This is a genomic window from Tardiphaga sp. 215_C5_N2_1, assembly GCF_052076055.1.
In the GTDB taxonomy this organism is placed as follows: Bacteria; Pseudomonadota; Alphaproteobacteria; order Rhizobiales; family Xanthobacteraceae; genus Tardiphaga; species Tardiphaga robiniae.
Genome location: NZ_CP197240.1, coordinates 6,532,179 through 6,545,568, shown reverse-complemented (window position 1 = coordinate 6,545,568; position 13,390 = coordinate 6,532,179). Strand labels below are relative to the sequence as shown.

The following is a 13,390-nucleotide window of genomic DNA, read 5'->3' as shown; positions in this document are numbered from 1 at the left end:
GTCGTGCCGACTCGAGAAAGGTCGGTTCCCTTCCTCCGCGTGCTTAAAGCTTTTCATCAAATTGTTTGCGAGTGGTTTACGATCAAACTCGTGTGCGCCGCACTATCGCACGGCATTTTTATGCTGCAGAGCGGCAGGCACGGAAGATGCGTGAGATTTTCTGCACGCCGCAATCGCCGCTTCAACTCTTTTTCGTGAGCAGCAGATTTCCGCGCGATTTGATCGCTGCCTGCGCCACTTCCGCGAAACGCTGCAGCAACCAGGGCAGCACCACTTCGACGGTGACATGATCCTCGGCAACATCGACATGACCGGACGCCGCCTGCCCCATGGCACGGACGCGGAAGATCATCCGGTCGCCGTCCCAGCGCTCCTCGTCAACTTTCAACATTGGTACATTAGTTGCTGCGCGTGTCAGTCCTGTCTTGAGCCGGCGCGCAGCTTCCTCGCGGCCGAGACTGTGCGGAATGGAAACGACGAGCGGTGCAGACATCTCATGATCCTTTGTTAGCTCACACGGATGTAAGCGCGATTTCGCCCGACGGTAGTCGTAATCAAAGTTTCACTCATGGAACCTTGGGGATGCCTGCGCGTTTTTATCGCATGAAGGCAGCAGGCTTGTCCGTCTGCCAGGCTGAGGAGAAATCCATGTCCATTGGTACTATCATTCTGATCATTCTGATTATCGCCTTGCTTGGTGGTTTCAGCGGTATCGGCGGCGGTCCGTTCTACGGCACCGGCTATTACGGCGGCGGCGGTCTCGGCCTCATCGTGGTAATTCTACTGATCCTCCTGCTGCTTGGTAAGCTGTAAGAGCGGATATTGATTTCAAGGCGCGCGATCCGGAAGGATCGCGCGCTTTTCCATGTGCGTACGCTCTCACCGTCATCACCCGCGAAGGCGAGTGATGACAGTGAGCGTCATTTCATTTTCCCGATCGCCGACTTGATCGACGACGCAGCATCCTCGTAACCCGCCCACGCCTTGCTCTTCGCCATTAGCGACGGGACGCTGCGCACAGTGAAATTCTTCGGATCCAGATCTTTGCGCAGCTGGGGCCATGTCAGCGGCATCGACACCGTGGCCCCCTTTCGCGCCCGCGGCGACAGCACCGAGACCGCGGTCGACATCCGGTCGTTGCGCAGATAGTCGAGGAAAATCTTTCCACCACGCAGCTTCTTCGACATGCTGAGGAGGTAGCGCTCGGGGTCGTCACTGGCCATCTGCTGGCACACGGCCTGCGCAAAACTCTTCGCCGTTTTCCAGTCGACCTTGTCCTTCGCGCCGTGCAGCAGCGGTGCCACCACATGCAGGCCCTTGCCGCCGGTCGTCTTGCAGAAACTCTCCATGCCGAGGCTCGAGAGCCGTTCGCGCATCTCGCGTGCCGCATCCATGACGGCAATGAACTCCACATCAGGCGCCGGGTCGAGATCGAACACCAGACGCCCCGGTGTATCCGGCGCATCCGGCGCGCAATTCCACGGATGCAGTTCGAGTCCGCCGATCTGCGCGACAGCCGCAAGACCCTCGACGCGATCGATCTGCAGGTAAGGCTTGCGGTCACCGGAGACTTTCACGAGTTCGAGCAGGTTGGATGTCCCCGGCATTGCGTGGCGCTGGAAGAACTGCTGCCCGTCGATGCCGTCGGGCGCGCGTACGATCGAACACGGGCGGCCCTTGAGATAGTCCATCATCCAATCGCCGATGGCCTCGAAATACACCGCGAGATCGCGCTTGGTGACCGGCTCGCCATCGCCGGCATCCGGCCACAGCTCCTTGTCGGGTTTGGAGATCGATACGCCCATGACAACGGCATTGCCTGCCGCAGCTCTTGCGGGCGCGGTTTTTCTTGCGGAGCTTTTGGCAGTCTTCTTCGCGTTGCGCTTCGGCGTCGGCTCGGCAAGTTCGGTCTTCTTGGGAGTCTCGGCCTCGACCTCATCGGCTGGCTTGTCCTGCCGCAGCCCCTTGAATGACGCCTGACGCACCATGCCCGCGCCGGTGAAGCCTGCGAATTCGATCTCGGCCACCAGTTCGGGCTTGAGCCAGTGCACGTCCCGACCACCCGGTGGCGTCTCCTTGCCGCCGAACGGGCTCGTCTTCGCCGCTGCTTTCTTCAGCGCCGGCATGATGCGCGTGACCTTGTCCTGGCCGAAGCCGGTGCCGACGATGCCGACATAGGCCAGATGATCGCCTCTGTTGAGGCCGACCATCAGCGACCGGAACTTGCCGGCATTACTCTTCCATCCGCCGATCACGACCTCATGGCCGGCCCGGCATTTGGCCTTGGTCCAGTTTTGCGAGCGGCCGGACATATAGGGCTCCGACAGCTTCTTGGAGACGATGCCTTCCAGCGACAGTTTGCAGGCCGACTGCAGAATGGCGTCACCACCAGTCTCGAAATGATCAACATAGCGAATGAGGCTTTCCTTGCGACGGCCGCGGGCTTTGTCGAGTAGCGCCTTCAATCGCTCCTTGCGCTCGCCGAGCGGCAGCTTCCGCAGATCTTCGCCTTCAGCGAACAGAAGGTCGAACGCGAAAAAAATAAGCGTATCGGTCTCGCCATCCGACAGCGCCGCCTGCAGCGCAGCGAAGTCCGGCGCGCCATGTGCATCAAGGCCGACAATCTCGCCATCGATGATAGCGTCCGGCAGGCCGGTGGCTTCCTTGGCGATGGCCTGAAACTTCTCCGTCCAGTCGAGCCCCTTGCGTGTCTTCAGCGTGGCTTCGCCGTCTTCGACGCGGAGTTGCACGCGATAGCCGTCGAACTTGATTTCATGCGCCCAGCCATCCGCGGAGGGCGGCCGATCCACGACGGTACAAAGTTGAGGCGCGACGAAGCCAGGCATCCTTGCGACCTTGGCCGGCTTCGCCGATGGTTTGGCCGCCTTCCTTGTCACGGCATTTTTGCCTGCAGCTTTCTCGGTCCTCGCCCCCCCTACATCAGCCTTGGTCTTGCCGCCCCTATTAGCGCGCGCATCGGCAGCACTGCCATCGCTGGAATCCCAGATAGCATCGGGTTTGATCTTTGCCGTCTTCGCGATCATGAAGGGCTTCGGCGCCTTCCCTTTTCCTGAGGCGATGGCGCTCATGGTCCGGCCGGATGCCACTGACTTGTCATCGTCGAGGATGGTGTTGGCCTTGCCCTCCTTCACGAAGTCGTCGCGGTGCTTGATCAGCAGCCAGTTGGTCCGCTTGCCGCCATTGCGGTCATGCTTCATGCGCACCAGTACGAAGCCGCCATGCAGCTTCTCGCCGTCCAGCGTGAATTTCAGGTCGCCCTTCTTGAGGCCCTTGTCCGGATCGTCGCTCTCCCAATAGCCACGGTCCCACAGCTGCACCGTGCCGCCGCCGTATTGTCCCCGGGGAATCGTGCCTTCGAAATCGCCGTAATCCAGCGGATGGTCCTCGACCTCCACAGCGAGGCGCTTGTCGGCAGGGTCCATCGATGGCCCGCGCGTGACGGCCCAGGACTTGAACACGCCGTCCATCTCCAGCCGCAGATCATAATGCAGCCGCGTGGCATCGTGTTTCTGGATCACGAAGCGGCGGCGCTTCGCCGGCGCGACCACGATCTGACCGGAGGGCTCCTTGGTGAGCGCGAAATCGCGTTTCCGACGATAGATCTGAAGCTGCTTGTCGGCCACACCGTCCCCCACTCACCACATTGGGCGCATGATCCGGCCCGGAACCAAAACCGGCAACTGCCGTTGAAGTTCCTGGAAATCCACGCCAGCGCAATACTTTGCGTCCTGTGCGCTTCATTTTGTAGATCGAGTTGGAGGACGAGTATGGCCCCGCCCCGCGCCTATTGGAAAGGCTCCCTCAAGCTGTCGCTCGTCACCTGCCCGGTGGTGCTGTATCCGGCCGCGACCACGATCGAGAAGACCAAATTCCACATGATCAACCGCGAGACCGGCAACCGGCTGAAACAGCAGATGGTGGATGCCGAGACTGGCGATGTCGTGGAGAAGGAACAGAAGGGCCGCGGTTACGAGATCAGCAAGGGCGAATATGTCGAGATCGAGAAGGAAGAGCTCGAGGCCGTGCAGATCGAGAGCAATCACACCATCGATATCGATAATTTCGTGCCGCGCGACGAGATCGATCGGCGCTATCTGAACAATCCCTATTACATCGCGCCCGACGGCAAGGCCGGTGCCGATGCGTTCGCCGTGATCCGCGATGCCATGAAGGACAAGGACCGCGTGGCGCTGGCGCGCATCGTGCTGACCAATCGGGAGCACATCATCGCCATCGAGCCGCTCGGCAAGGGCCTGCTCGGTACTACGCTGCGCTTCCCCTATGAAGTGCGCGACGAGGAGGACTATTTCGACGATATCAAGAGCCCGAGGATCTCCAAGGACATGATCGACCTTGCGGCGCATATCCTCGACAGCAAGGCGTCGCATTTCGATCCCAGCAAGTTCAAGGATGAATATGAGACCGCGCTGAAGACGCTGGTGAAGCGCAAGGCTGCGGGCAAGCCGGTGAAGGTCGTCGAGAAGGAGGAGAAGCCGGACAACGTCATCAACCTGATGGATGCGCTGAAGGCGAGCCTCAAGGGTGGCAAGGGCAAGTCGACCAAACGCGCTTCGTCATCACGACCACATGTAGCACGCAAGCGTCCGGCAAAGAAGGCTGCGCGGTCATCGGCGCGACATCGCAAGGCAAGCTGAGCGCATGAAGATTTTGGGAATGATCATAGGCATCGCGTTGATGCCGACCGTGGCAGCGCAGACGCAGCAGCTACAGACAAGGGAATGCAACGCCTCGAATATCGCCTTCGTCGCCGAAGCCATCGCCAAGATGGCCGAAGGCAAGCAAAAGAAGACCGCTTCCGACGAGATCGGCCTGGCCAGCGAAGCAATGGCGGAGGGCAAGGACGATGAATGTAAGGACCACCTGCTGAAGGCGACCCTACAGACAAAGTGAGGCGATGACGCTTCGGTCGAAACTATCATGGCCGGGCTTGTCCCGGCCATCTACGTCTTTTCTCTCCCCAAGACGTGGATGCCCGGGACAAGCCCGGGCATGACGAAGATTGGGTCATATGCGTCGATCAACGTACATCGGCGCTGCCTCAGGCCTTCGTCGACTTCCGGGATTTTTTTGCCGCTTTCTTTTTCCCCGCCGTCTTCTTGCTGGCTTTCTTCACCGTCTTTTTCTTCGGCGCCTTCGGCACCTTCTTGCCCTCGGCGCGAGCTTCCGACAAGCCGATGGCGATCGCTTGTTTGCGGCTGGTCACCTTCTTTTTCGAACGACCACTTCTCAGCGTGCCGGCCTTCGCCTTCTTCACCGCTCGCGCGACCTTCGCTGCCGCCTTCTTGGAATACTTCGCCATTCCACGCTCCCTTTATGATCGAAACGATCAATCGCCGCCGCGGGTGATGGTTCCACGCCGACGATTGGCGAACGGACGCACTTATGAAATCCCTATAACGCGGCGCCGCCACTCATCTCGTTTTCAAACGGGCGGCCGATCATCTTGCAGCCATTCGCTCAAGCGAATGAACTGGAGACTGCAAGTGATCACCATCGAACCTCCCTCGTGTAGCTCATCCCTCGTTTTCATCGGCAAGAACGGCGGCGGCCAGTGGGTCGCGCAGGAGCAAAACGGCCTATTCGGCGGATTGTTTGTCAGCCGCGCGAATGCCGTGCGTTATGCACTGTTCGAGAACGGTCATCGCCCCGAAGCTATCATCGAGACGGCGGGCCTCATCGAACTCGATATGAACGCCCTGCCTTTCACGGCAGCAACCTCTGTCGAACGGTTACAACAACGGCGCGTCGCCTGAGCTTCCCGCCATGTCCACAGTTGCTCTTCGGGCTCATGCCCTCCCGCAAGCTCATGCCTCCCATCGCGCCAACGACTGGCTGCACGGCATCATCGCCGATGTGCCGACGCCGTTCGACACGCATGGCGCGCTCGATCTCGTCACTTTCGCACGCCTGTGCGAGCGACAGGTCTGTGCCGGCGCTAGTGCCATCGTCGTCGGCGCGACCACTGGCGAAGCCGACACGCTCACCTCGAACGAGCGCGCCACGCTGATCCGGACTGCCGCCGGCGTCGCCCGCGGGCGCATCCACGTCATTGCCGGCGCGGGATCGAACTGCACCAGCCGCGCCATTGAATCGACCCGGCTGGCATGGGCTGCCGGCGCCGATGCCGTCATGTCGGTCGTCCCGTATTACAACCGCCCGATGGCAAGTGGCATCGCAGCGCATTTCCGTGCGATCCTGGAGGCGACATTGCTGCCGGTCATTGTGCATGACGCACCGTCGCGTTGTGCCCGTGCGCTGACCGACGACACGCTCATCGGCCTCGCCGCCTCGCCACGATTGATAGGCCTGCGCGACGACACCGCCGACGCCGGCCGGCTGGCGCGATTGCGGCCGCTGCTGCCAGCGGGTTTCCGGATGCTGACGGGACAGGACACCGCAGCCCTGCCTTATCTGCTGCTCGGCGGCGACGGCGTTGTCTCCGCGATGGCCAATGTGGCGCCGCAGCTCTGCCGCGGCATGTATTACGCGGCCCGCCAGGGATGCCCGCGCTATGCGACGACCATTTCGGACATGCTAGCGCCGCTCGCAGCAGCTCTGCCGCCGGACCAGGTTACATCGGCGGTGAAATTTGCATTGAGCCTGCGGGGCTTGGGGAATGCCGCCGTGCGCCTGCCGCTGACGGCGCTCACAGAGACCGAGCAGCGGCTGGTCTACACCGCGATGGAAGCGATCTGGGCACAGCCCGACGACGCACCGCCCCTACGCCGCGCCCGCTAGGCTTGCGGGCGCTCGTTCTTCTCACGACATTTCGGGCCGGGTCCGCGCATATAATGCGCGGCCGGCCGATAGACAGCAGGTCCAATGACGAAACGCCATAGCCGGGCGAGAATGCCCGGCATGATGGTCGCATAGGAGGCAATACGCGCGAGCAGCGCTGCAGAACGGTCTTCCCTCATGGCACGCTCCGGCGATCCGGAAGCACCGGCGTATCGGCGGCGCGCACACGGACGCGCGCCAGTTCACGCCGCGCGCGGCGCATCTTGTCGGCCACCAAAGCCATATGGATGGCGGCGAAGAAGCCCTTGATGTGGTTACGCGTCAGCCTGATGGTTACGCAGAGCCGTTTCCATTGGATATCGCCCGAGTGATGGACGATCGGCGGCTGATTGCGGCTGATGAGGTAGCTGCGATAGGCGCTGTCGGCCGAGAAATCGTGCAGTTGCGTATCGCGATTGTAGAACATCGTCATGGTCGTTGTCCGTCTTCTCAAATCCCTGGCGCATGAGCGCGTCGGGATGGTGAGAAGATGCGGACATCGCCATATGAAATCGAGACGGGCAGCCGCGCCTGTTCATAGGCGCGGCATAAAGATCAGGAGGCTGGAACTGCCGGAAAGACCAGCGCTCGCTCAGCTCTTGGCCATGCAGTCTTCGATGTAGAACCAGCGGTCGTCGCCGGCGAGGCCCTTGACCTTGACGTCCTTGCGGCAGGCCTTGAGCTTGCCCTTGTTGGCGCTCCACTTCGCCTTCATGTCCTTCAGACTCTGCTTGTTCAGCTTCATCTTGGCGGGCGCAGCAGGGGTTGCCGGCGTCGCAGGCGCCTGTGCCGAAGCAGCGCCCATTGAAGTCGCAACGAACAGTGCGGCCAAGAGGCCCGTAGTGATGCGTGTCATCGTTATCCCCGAATGTGCTTGTTTTGAAGATTGTTCGTCAGATGTGAAACGGGACCGGAAGCTTTCGCTGCCGGTCCCGCGCAGGTTTTACTGGAAGATGCGCGCGGCGCTCTGCAGCGTCAGCCAGACACCCCAGCACAGCGGGACACCGACGAAAGCCCAGAAGGCAATGGCTGCGCCGTCGAAACCGCCCTTGCCGATACCATAGGAGCCTCCGCCGGCCGACGCCGCCTCGGCGCCCTTGGCCTGCAACTTCGCGACTTCCTCCGGCTTCATGAACCAGTGCGGCGCCAGTGGCTTCACCAGCATGTTGCAGATCAGTCCCAGCACCAGCATGCCGGCGAGGATATACATCGTGAAGTCATAGACCTGCGCCCGCGGCACGCCGGCAGCGATCTGGAATTCACGGATGTAGTTCACCACCACCGGACCGACGATGCCCGCAGTCGCCCAGGCCGTCAGCAACCGGCCGTGGATCGCACCCACGAACTGGGTGCCGAAGATATCGGCGAGATAGGCCGGGATGGTCGCGAAGCCGCCGCCATACATCGAGAGGATGATGCCGAAGGCCAGCACGAACAGAACCTTGCTACCCATCGCCGCGAAGGTCGGCACCAGTGCATAGAGCACGATGCCAAGAATAAAGAACGTGTAGTAGGTGTTCTTGCGGCCGAGCTTGTCCGACAAAGACGCCCAGAAGAAGCGGCCGCCGATGTTGAACAGCGAAATCAGACCGGCGAAGCCGGCGGCAATGCCGGCGATCGCCGTCTTCTGTGCAGCCGAGAGCTGGCTGAAGGAGAGGTCAGGCGCACCGATCAGCTTGCCCGCGAAGATTTCCTGCAGCATCGGCGAGGCCATGCCGATGACGCCGATGCCGGCGGACACGTTCAAGCAGAGCACGCCCCAGATCAGCCAGAACTGCTTGGTCTTGTGCGCATTGTCGAGATGCACGTGGCCGGTGGTGATCATCGCATTCGCCGTAGCCGGCGGGGTCCAGCCTTCCGGCTTCCAGTTCGGTGGCGTGATGCGATAGGAGAACGCGCCAATGGTCATGAACACGAAGTAGATCACGCCCATGGCCAGGAAGGTCTGCCAGACGCCGACATCGGTCGGGGTCTTGAAATAATTCATCAAGAGGTTAGCCAGCGGCGAGCCGATCATCGCACCGCCGCCGAAACCCATGATGGCCATGCCCGTCGCCATCCCGCGACGATCCGGGAACCACTTCACCAGCGTCGATACCGGCGAGATGTAGCCGAGGCCGAGACCGATGCCGCCGATCACGCCGGAGCCGATCCACAGCAGCCAGAGCTGATGCGTGTAGACGCCGATCGAACCGAGCACGAGACCGCCGCACCAGCACATCGCCGAGACGAAGCCGGCCTTGCGCGGACCGACCCGCTCGAGCCAGCCGCCCCAGATGGCGGCGGAGACGCCGAGCAGCACGAAGAACAGCGTGTACATCCAGCCGAGGCTGGCGACCTTCCAATTACAGGTGGTGGTGAACAGCTCGGTGGCGAGGCTCATGCCCTCGCACACTTCCTTCGAGGCAGGTGTCGTGATTGCTTGCGACAGCGGCAGCCAGAACACGCTGAAGCCGTAGGCCATGCCGATACAGAGATGAATACAGAGTGCAGCAGGTGGAACCAGCCACCGGTTGAAGCCGGCGGTCGCAATGATGCGTTCGCGTTCCAGCAATCCTGGCTTGGTGCCAGACAGTGTTCCGGCGTTGCCCACACTTGTCATGAAAGTTCTCCCCTGCAGCCGACCCTTCTGAGCCGGTCTGCGATTTGAAAAAGTCGCTTCGTCAATTCCCCTGCGGCGCGCGGACAAAGATTCACGCACGCTCGCACTTTAGAACAGGGCCAGAAGCGACTGCGGGAGTCGATAGTCCAAAGGTATCAGGAGCGAAAATTTATCAATGATTTCCACTGCATCGCAGCAATTCAATCGCGATTTGCAATCGCAGCATTTCGTTTTTCGATGAAGAAAACGATCACATCGCCACTGCGTTCGGAGGCTTCGATCTGATCGCCGCTTTGCTGAATCAACGCAGGGATGTCGATCACCGCGAGGGGGTCCGTGCAGTGGACTTCAAGTCGATCGCCCACCGACAGTGCCTTCATCGCCTTGCGCGTCATCAGCGCCGGCAACGGGCATTTCAATCCGGTCAGGTCGAGCTTGGTCACAGGCATCGCGCGGTTCCACTTGGTGCAACTGCGTTATATCGGGCTGGCGTCAAATGTCATATGCAGCGGTATGACGATGACGAACACATATCCGGCCACGCTGGGCGTGCTTCTCGCGGGCGGTCTCGCGCGCCGGATGGGCGGCGGCGACAAGCCGATGCGCGAAATCGGCGGCCGCAGCATCCTGGCCCGCGTGATCGCGCGCATCGCGCCGCAATGCGACGGGCTGGTGCTGAACGCCAATGGTGATCCCGCGCGATTTGCGTCCTTCGGTCTGCCGGTGATTGCCGACGACGTCGCGGATTTTCCCGGCCCCCTCGCCGGCATCCTTGCGGGTCTGGAATGGACAGCTGCCAACCGACCGGATGTCACATGGATGCTCAGCGTCGCCGGCGACTGCCCGTTCCTGCCGCGCGATCTCGTCTCGCGTTTGCATCACGCCCGCAGCGCGGAGAATGCGCAGCTTGCTGTCGCGTCATCGGCCGGACAGTCGCACCCCGTCGTCGGACTGTGGGACGTCGCCCTCCGCCATGAGTTACGGCACGGACTCGTCAACGAGGACATCCGCAAGGTCGGCCGCTGGACGTCCCGCTACGGGCTCGCAACCGTGGAATGGCCGACCGATCCTATTGATCCGTTCTTCAATGCCAATACGATGGACGACATCGCCGAAGCCGAACGGCTTGCAAAGCTGGATGACAACTAACGACATATCGCCGTTTGGAACGACATCGACCGAGAAGCGGCCGTCAGGCCGCCTCTCGACATGATGCGATCGCGTCAGAACCTGACAGCGAAATTGCCTCGCAAGGTCTGGTCGGTGACACCGGAGCCAAACTGCCCGCCATAGGTGAGACCAAGAACGGCGTCTGGCGTGACATTGACGTCAAAGCCAAGGTCAGCGACGGCGCCATTCCTCGCAATCGGGACGCCAGCAACGGTGAACGGCGATCCACCGGCGAAGGCCATGGTCGAGGTCAGCGTGACGTCGCCGAAGGCATGACGCCAGCCGAGCATGCCACGGGCCGTCGCGGTCATCCCGTTGCCGAGATCAAAGCCTGTCGACGCCCGAAGCCCCAGCGTCGTGAAGGTGACGCCAGTGGTATCGCCCCGGCTGGTGAGCGCGGCGGCGCCGCCCTTCTCGGTGAAACCATCGGTCGACAGATTCACATAAGCGAGATTAGCGAAAGGCTCGAAAGCGAGATGGCCGAGCGGCGTCCGCCCTGCCCTGATGCGATAGCCGAACTCGCCAAAGGTCTGCGTGGTGCCGGCGCTGTAGTTGTTCCTCAGCAACTCGGCGACGCCCGGAAACCCTACCGAGCGATTGATCGAGAGATCGTGCCGCGTATAGGCAAGACCGGAGCGGAAAGCGAGATCGCCCCACTGCGTGCCGCCATAGAGGCCGCCATGGTAGTTGTCGCTGGCGCCGGAGGAATTACGATCGCCAACGCGGAAACTCGATCGGCTGTAGCCGCCGATTGCACCGACGCGCCATCCATCGACGAACGGCGCGTCGGCACCGACCATGAAGCCGCCGATATCGCGCTTGACGGTTGCAGCATTGCCGTCGCCGTTCCACAGCCCCCAGGAGCCGAAGCCGCGGCCCCAAACCGCAATGCCGTCGGTGGCGGCTGGTGCAAGCACGGGGCGGCCGTTGACATAGGTCGTGACCGGCGCGGCAGCCGCGCCGACGCCGTCAAACGCAGCGCGCAGCCGATCGATCGCTGCCTCGCGCAGGAAGCGGCTATCCTCGATCATGACGCCCTTGACCGAGGCATGCACCTCGCCAGAGATCTGGTCGAAGGCCCCGCGGGCCTGCGCCACATCGAGCTGCACCAGTGCGCCCACCAATGGACTGCCAACCGGTAGACTATCTGCTCCTCCACCAGCCGCGATCTGATTGCGGGTCGATCCGACCGAGGCGAAGGTGACGTTGCTGCGGCTGACGCCAAGATAGACGTTGGTTGCATCGTAGGTCAGGCCGTAGGCCAGGAACGGCGTCACCGTCGCTCCGCTGGCGCTGGCGAAAGTGCCATTGATGCCGCCGGCTGCCGTCAGGATCGTAAACTGGCTCCCGAGAGGCGCGGCACCGGAGGCGACGATTGTGCCACCGTTCAGCGTCGCGCTTCCTGTCGCTGCAATTTTATCCGACTGCCCGGCTGCATTGGTCTCCACCTGATAGATCGATCCCGCTGCAAACGTCACATTGCCATTGACGTTCAACGTACCGATCGAATTGCCGGGCCCGACGATGCCGCCACTATTGGCCGCGATGCCGCCGACCGTGCCCGTGCCGCCCAGGATGCCGCCGCCCGACACCGTCACTACCGAATTGGCGAGCGAGCCGTTCACGGCCAGCCGCCCACCGGTCACACTGGTCGCGCCGGAGAAGCCGCCCGAATCGCCCGTGAGGATAGTTGTGCCGGCAAGCTGGTTGATCGATCCGGGCCCACTGATATCCGGGGCAAAAGTATAGCCGGTGCTCGTATGATTGAAATTGATCGCGCCGGTCCCGTTGCCGAAAAAGACAGACGCACCATCGAGCGTGCCCGGCGCGGTCGCCGCCGCTCCGGTGCCGCCGCCGATATTGAGCGTACCCACCGAGCCTGCTTGAAAGCCAAGAAGCACATTGCCGCTGACCGATACGACACCACCATTTGCAATCGTGAGCGTGCCGTTTCCCATTTGACCGATAGCGAGGCCATTATTGGCGACGATCAAATGGGAGCCCGGGCCTGTGACCGTTGCCGTGCCAACCGAACCTGCGGCCTGCCCTATATAGCTCGTCCATGTTGTACCAACGACCGTGCCGCCGTTCGAAACCACCAGCGTGCCTGTTCCACCGTTACCAACAACAAAATCGCTGGCGGTCAAAATCGAACCTGCACCATCGACGGTCGCCGCCCCGGAACCACCAAAGTGATCTCCGATAGAGAACTCCCACACTGAGGTGCCGACGGCCGCACCGTTCAGGATATTCAGCGTGCCGGCGCCACGATAGCCGACCACCATTCCCTCAACATTCCAGACCGAGCCCGCGCCCGTAACGGTCGCAGTGCCAACCGAGCCGAACAGATTGCCGAGGAAGGCCTGACCGCCCGCCAGGGTGCCGCCGTTCGAAATTGTCAGCATGCCGGTATTATTCAGGCCGATATTCGTTGTGCCGGCCGCCGCCGTCCCGCCGCTGATCAGCGTCGCATTGGGGCCGGTGGTGTTGATCACGACCGATTGGACTGACGTCGGGATCGCGTTGAGATCCCAATTTCCGGATGTGTACCAGTCCGTGGATATCGTCCCCGTCCAATCGACCGCCATGGCCGGAGCGGGCAAGGCAATGCACACAAGCGCCACGCAGCCAATCGCGAGCGCCAGATGACTGGCATTCGTCAGGTATCGCCGGGATCTCTCGATGGTGCTGGTCGTCGAACGTGGAGACATATATTCCCTCTTGCGAACCGGTAGCCGTGCACCAGAAGTCGCATTGCTGCGAGGCGCTGTCTTGGGCTGGAATGCAGAGGAATTGTCC

The 13,390-nt window shown here is 61.7% G+C and carries 14 protein-coding genes and 1 pseudogene; 6 read left to right on the top strand and 9 right to left on the bottom strand.

Annotation, left to right across the window (positions count from 1 at the left end):
* Positions 1-181 precede the first annotated feature (181 nt).
* Positions 182-493, bottom strand: coding sequence for a polyhydroxyalkanoic acid system family protein (locus tag AB7828_RS30920; RefSeq protein ID WP_441232141.1), 312 nt, complete (start codon positions 491-493; stop codon positions 182-184).
* Between the two features lie 155 nt (positions 494-648).
* Between AB7828_RS30920 and AB7828_RS30915 the strand changes: the two genes are divergently transcribed.
* Positions 649-813: a DUF3309 family protein gene (locus tag AB7828_RS30915; RefSeq protein WP_081422059.1), complete on the top strand. Its 165-nt coding sequence runs from the start codon at positions 649-651 to the stop codon at positions 811-813.
* A gap of 107 nt (positions 814-920) precedes the next feature.
* Here the strand turns inward: AB7828_RS30915 and ligD are convergent, their stop codons facing one another.
* Positions 921-3,644 (bottom strand): DNA ligase D, encoded by a 2,724-nt coding sequence (ligD, locus tag AB7828_RS30910; RefSeq protein WP_441232140.1) that lies wholly within the window; start codon positions 3,642-3,644, stop codon positions 921-923.
* Between the two features lie 144 nt (positions 3,645-3,788).
* Between ligD and ku the strand changes: the two genes are divergently transcribed.
* Positions 3,789-4,676, top strand: coding sequence for a non-homologous end joining protein Ku (gene ku, locus AB7828_RS30905; protein ID WP_441232139.1), 888 nt, complete (start codon positions 3,789-3,791; stop codon positions 4,674-4,676).
* A gap of 19 nt (positions 4,677-4,695) precedes the next feature.
* The gene (locus tag AB7828_RS30900) at positions 4,696-4,932 is read left to right on the top strand and encodes a hypothetical protein (protein WP_439057617.1); all 237 of its coding nucleotides are present in this window, start codon (positions 4,696-4,698) and stop codon (positions 4,930-4,932) included.
* A gap of 154 nt (positions 4,933-5,086) precedes the next feature.
* Here the strand turns inward: AB7828_RS30900 and AB7828_RS30895 are convergent.
* Positions 5,087-5,341: pseudogene (locus tag AB7828_RS30895) on the bottom strand (DUF6496 domain-containing protein); the annotation flags it as partial.
* A gap of 166 nt (positions 5,342-5,507) precedes the next feature.
* Between AB7828_RS30895 and AB7828_RS30890 the strand changes: the two are divergent.
* Together AB7828_RS30890 and dapA are read left to right on the top strand one after the other, a co-directional pair.
* A complete protein-coding gene (locus tag AB7828_RS30890; protein WP_210269175.1) occupies positions 5,508-5,795 on the top strand; it encodes a hypothetical protein in 288 nt (95 codons plus the stop codon).
* Positions 5,796-5,805: 10 nt separating this feature from the next.
* Positions 5,806-6,780 carry a 4-hydroxy-tetrahydrodipicolinate synthase gene (dapA, locus tag AB7828_RS30885; protein ID WP_441232138.1) on the top strand — a complete coding sequence of 325 codons (975 nt, stop codon included), beginning with the start codon at positions 5,806-5,808 and terminating at the stop codon, positions 6,778-6,780.
* On the opposite strand, the gene AB7828_RS30880 is transcribed toward dapA, so the two are convergent.
* The 5 genes from AB7828_RS30880 to AB7828_RS30860 form a co-directional block, all read right to left on the bottom strand.
* The gene (locus tag AB7828_RS30880; protein ID WP_441232137.1) at positions 6,777-6,959 is read right to left on the bottom strand and encodes a hypothetical protein; all 183 of its coding nucleotides are present in this window, start codon (positions 6,957-6,959) and stop codon (positions 6,777-6,779) included. The genes dapA and AB7828_RS30880 overlap by 4 nt on opposite strands.
* The gene (locus AB7828_RS30875) at positions 6,956-7,252 is read right to left on the bottom strand and encodes a hypothetical protein (protein ID WP_439057613.1); all 297 of its coding nucleotides are present in this window, start codon (positions 7,250-7,252) and stop codon (positions 6,956-6,958) included. Before AB7828_RS30875 ends, AB7828_RS30880 begins: the two co-directional genes overlap by 4 nt.
* Before the next feature lie 159 nt (positions 7,253-7,411).
* Positions 7,412-7,675 carry a hypothetical protein gene (locus AB7828_RS30870; protein WP_441232136.1) on the bottom strand — a complete coding sequence of 88 codons (264 nt, stop codon included), beginning with the start codon at positions 7,673-7,675 and terminating at the stop codon, positions 7,412-7,414.
* Between the two features lie 87 nt (positions 7,676-7,762).
* Positions 7,763-9,421, bottom strand: a complete 1,659-nt coding sequence (locus tag AB7828_RS30865) for an OFA family MFS transporter (RefSeq protein WP_439063252.1) — start codon at positions 9,419-9,421, stop codon at positions 7,763-7,765.
* Positions 9,422-9,621: 200 nt separating this feature from the next.
* Complete coding sequence (locus tag AB7828_RS30860) at positions 9,622-9,870, bottom strand: sulfurtransferase TusA family protein (RefSeq protein ID WP_093760742.1); 249 nt, start codon at positions 9,868-9,870, stop codon at positions 9,622-9,624.
* 70 nt (positions 9,871-9,940) lie between these two features.
* Between AB7828_RS30860 and mobA the strand changes: the two genes are divergently transcribed.
* Complete coding sequence (gene mobA, locus AB7828_RS30855; protein WP_441232135.1) at positions 9,941-10,570, top strand: molybdenum cofactor guanylyltransferase MobA; 630 nt, start codon at positions 9,941-9,943, stop codon at positions 10,568-10,570.
* Positions 10,571-10,644: 74 nt separating this feature from the next.
* Here the strand turns inward: mobA and AB7828_RS30850 are convergent, their stop codons facing one another.
* The gene (locus AB7828_RS30850) at positions 10,645-13,302 is read right to left on the bottom strand and encodes an autotransporter outer membrane beta-barrel domain-containing protein (RefSeq protein ID WP_441232134.1); all 2,658 of its coding nucleotides are present in this window, start codon (positions 13,300-13,302) and stop codon (positions 10,645-10,647) included.
* Between the last annotated feature and the right edge of the window lie 88 nt (positions 13,303-13,390).

Excerpts from the sequence above, each read along its gene's own strand:
- AB7828_RS30920 (WP_441232141.1), bottom strand. The coding sequence starts at position 493 with ATGTCTGCACCGCTCGTCGTTTCCATTCCGCACAGTCTCGGCCGCGAG.
- AB7828_RS30915 (WP_081422059.1), top strand. The coding sequence starts at position 649 with ATGTCCATTGGTACTATCATTCTGATCATTCTGATTATCGCCTTGCTT.
- ku (WP_441232139.1), top strand. The coding sequence starts at position 3,789 with ATGGCCCCGCCCCGCGCCTATTGGAAAGGCTCCCTCAAGCTGTCGCTC.
- AB7828_RS30900 (WP_439057617.1), top strand. The coding sequence starts at position 4,696 with ATGATCATAGGCATCGCGTTGATGCCGACCGTGGCAGCGCAGACGCAG.
- AB7828_RS30890 (WP_210269175.1), top strand. The coding sequence starts at position 5,508 with ATGAACTGGAGACTGCAAGTGATCACCATCGAACCTCCCTCGTGTAGC.
- dapA (WP_441232138.1), top strand. The coding sequence starts at position 5,806 with ATGTCCACAGTTGCTCTTCGGGCTCATGCCCTCCCGCAAGCTCATGCC.
- AB7828_RS30880 (WP_441232137.1), bottom strand. The coding sequence starts at position 6,959 with ATGAGGGAAGACCGTTCTGCAGCGCTGCTCGCGCGTATTGCCTCCTAT.
- AB7828_RS30875 (WP_439057613.1), bottom strand. The coding sequence starts at position 7,252 with ATGACGATGTTCTACAATCGCGATACGCAACTGCACGATTTCTCGGCC.
- AB7828_RS30870 (WP_441232136.1), bottom strand. The coding sequence starts at position 7,675 with ATGACACGCATCACTACGGGCCTCTTGGCCGCACTGTTCGTTGCGACT.
- AB7828_RS30865 (WP_439063252.1), bottom strand. The coding sequence starts at position 9,421 with ATGACAAGTGTGGGCAACGCCGGAACACTGTCTGGCACCAAGCCAGGA.
- AB7828_RS30860 (WP_093760742.1), bottom strand. The coding sequence starts at position 9,870 with ATGCCTGTGACCAAGCTCGACCTGACCGGATTGAAATGCCCGTTGCCG.
- mobA (WP_441232135.1), top strand. The coding sequence starts at position 9,941 with ATGACGAACACATATCCGGCCACGCTGGGCGTGCTTCTCGCGGGCGGT.
- AB7828_RS30850 (WP_441232134.1), bottom strand. The coding sequence starts at position 13,302 with ATGTCTCCACGTTCGACGACCAGCACCATCGAGAGATCCCGGCGATAC.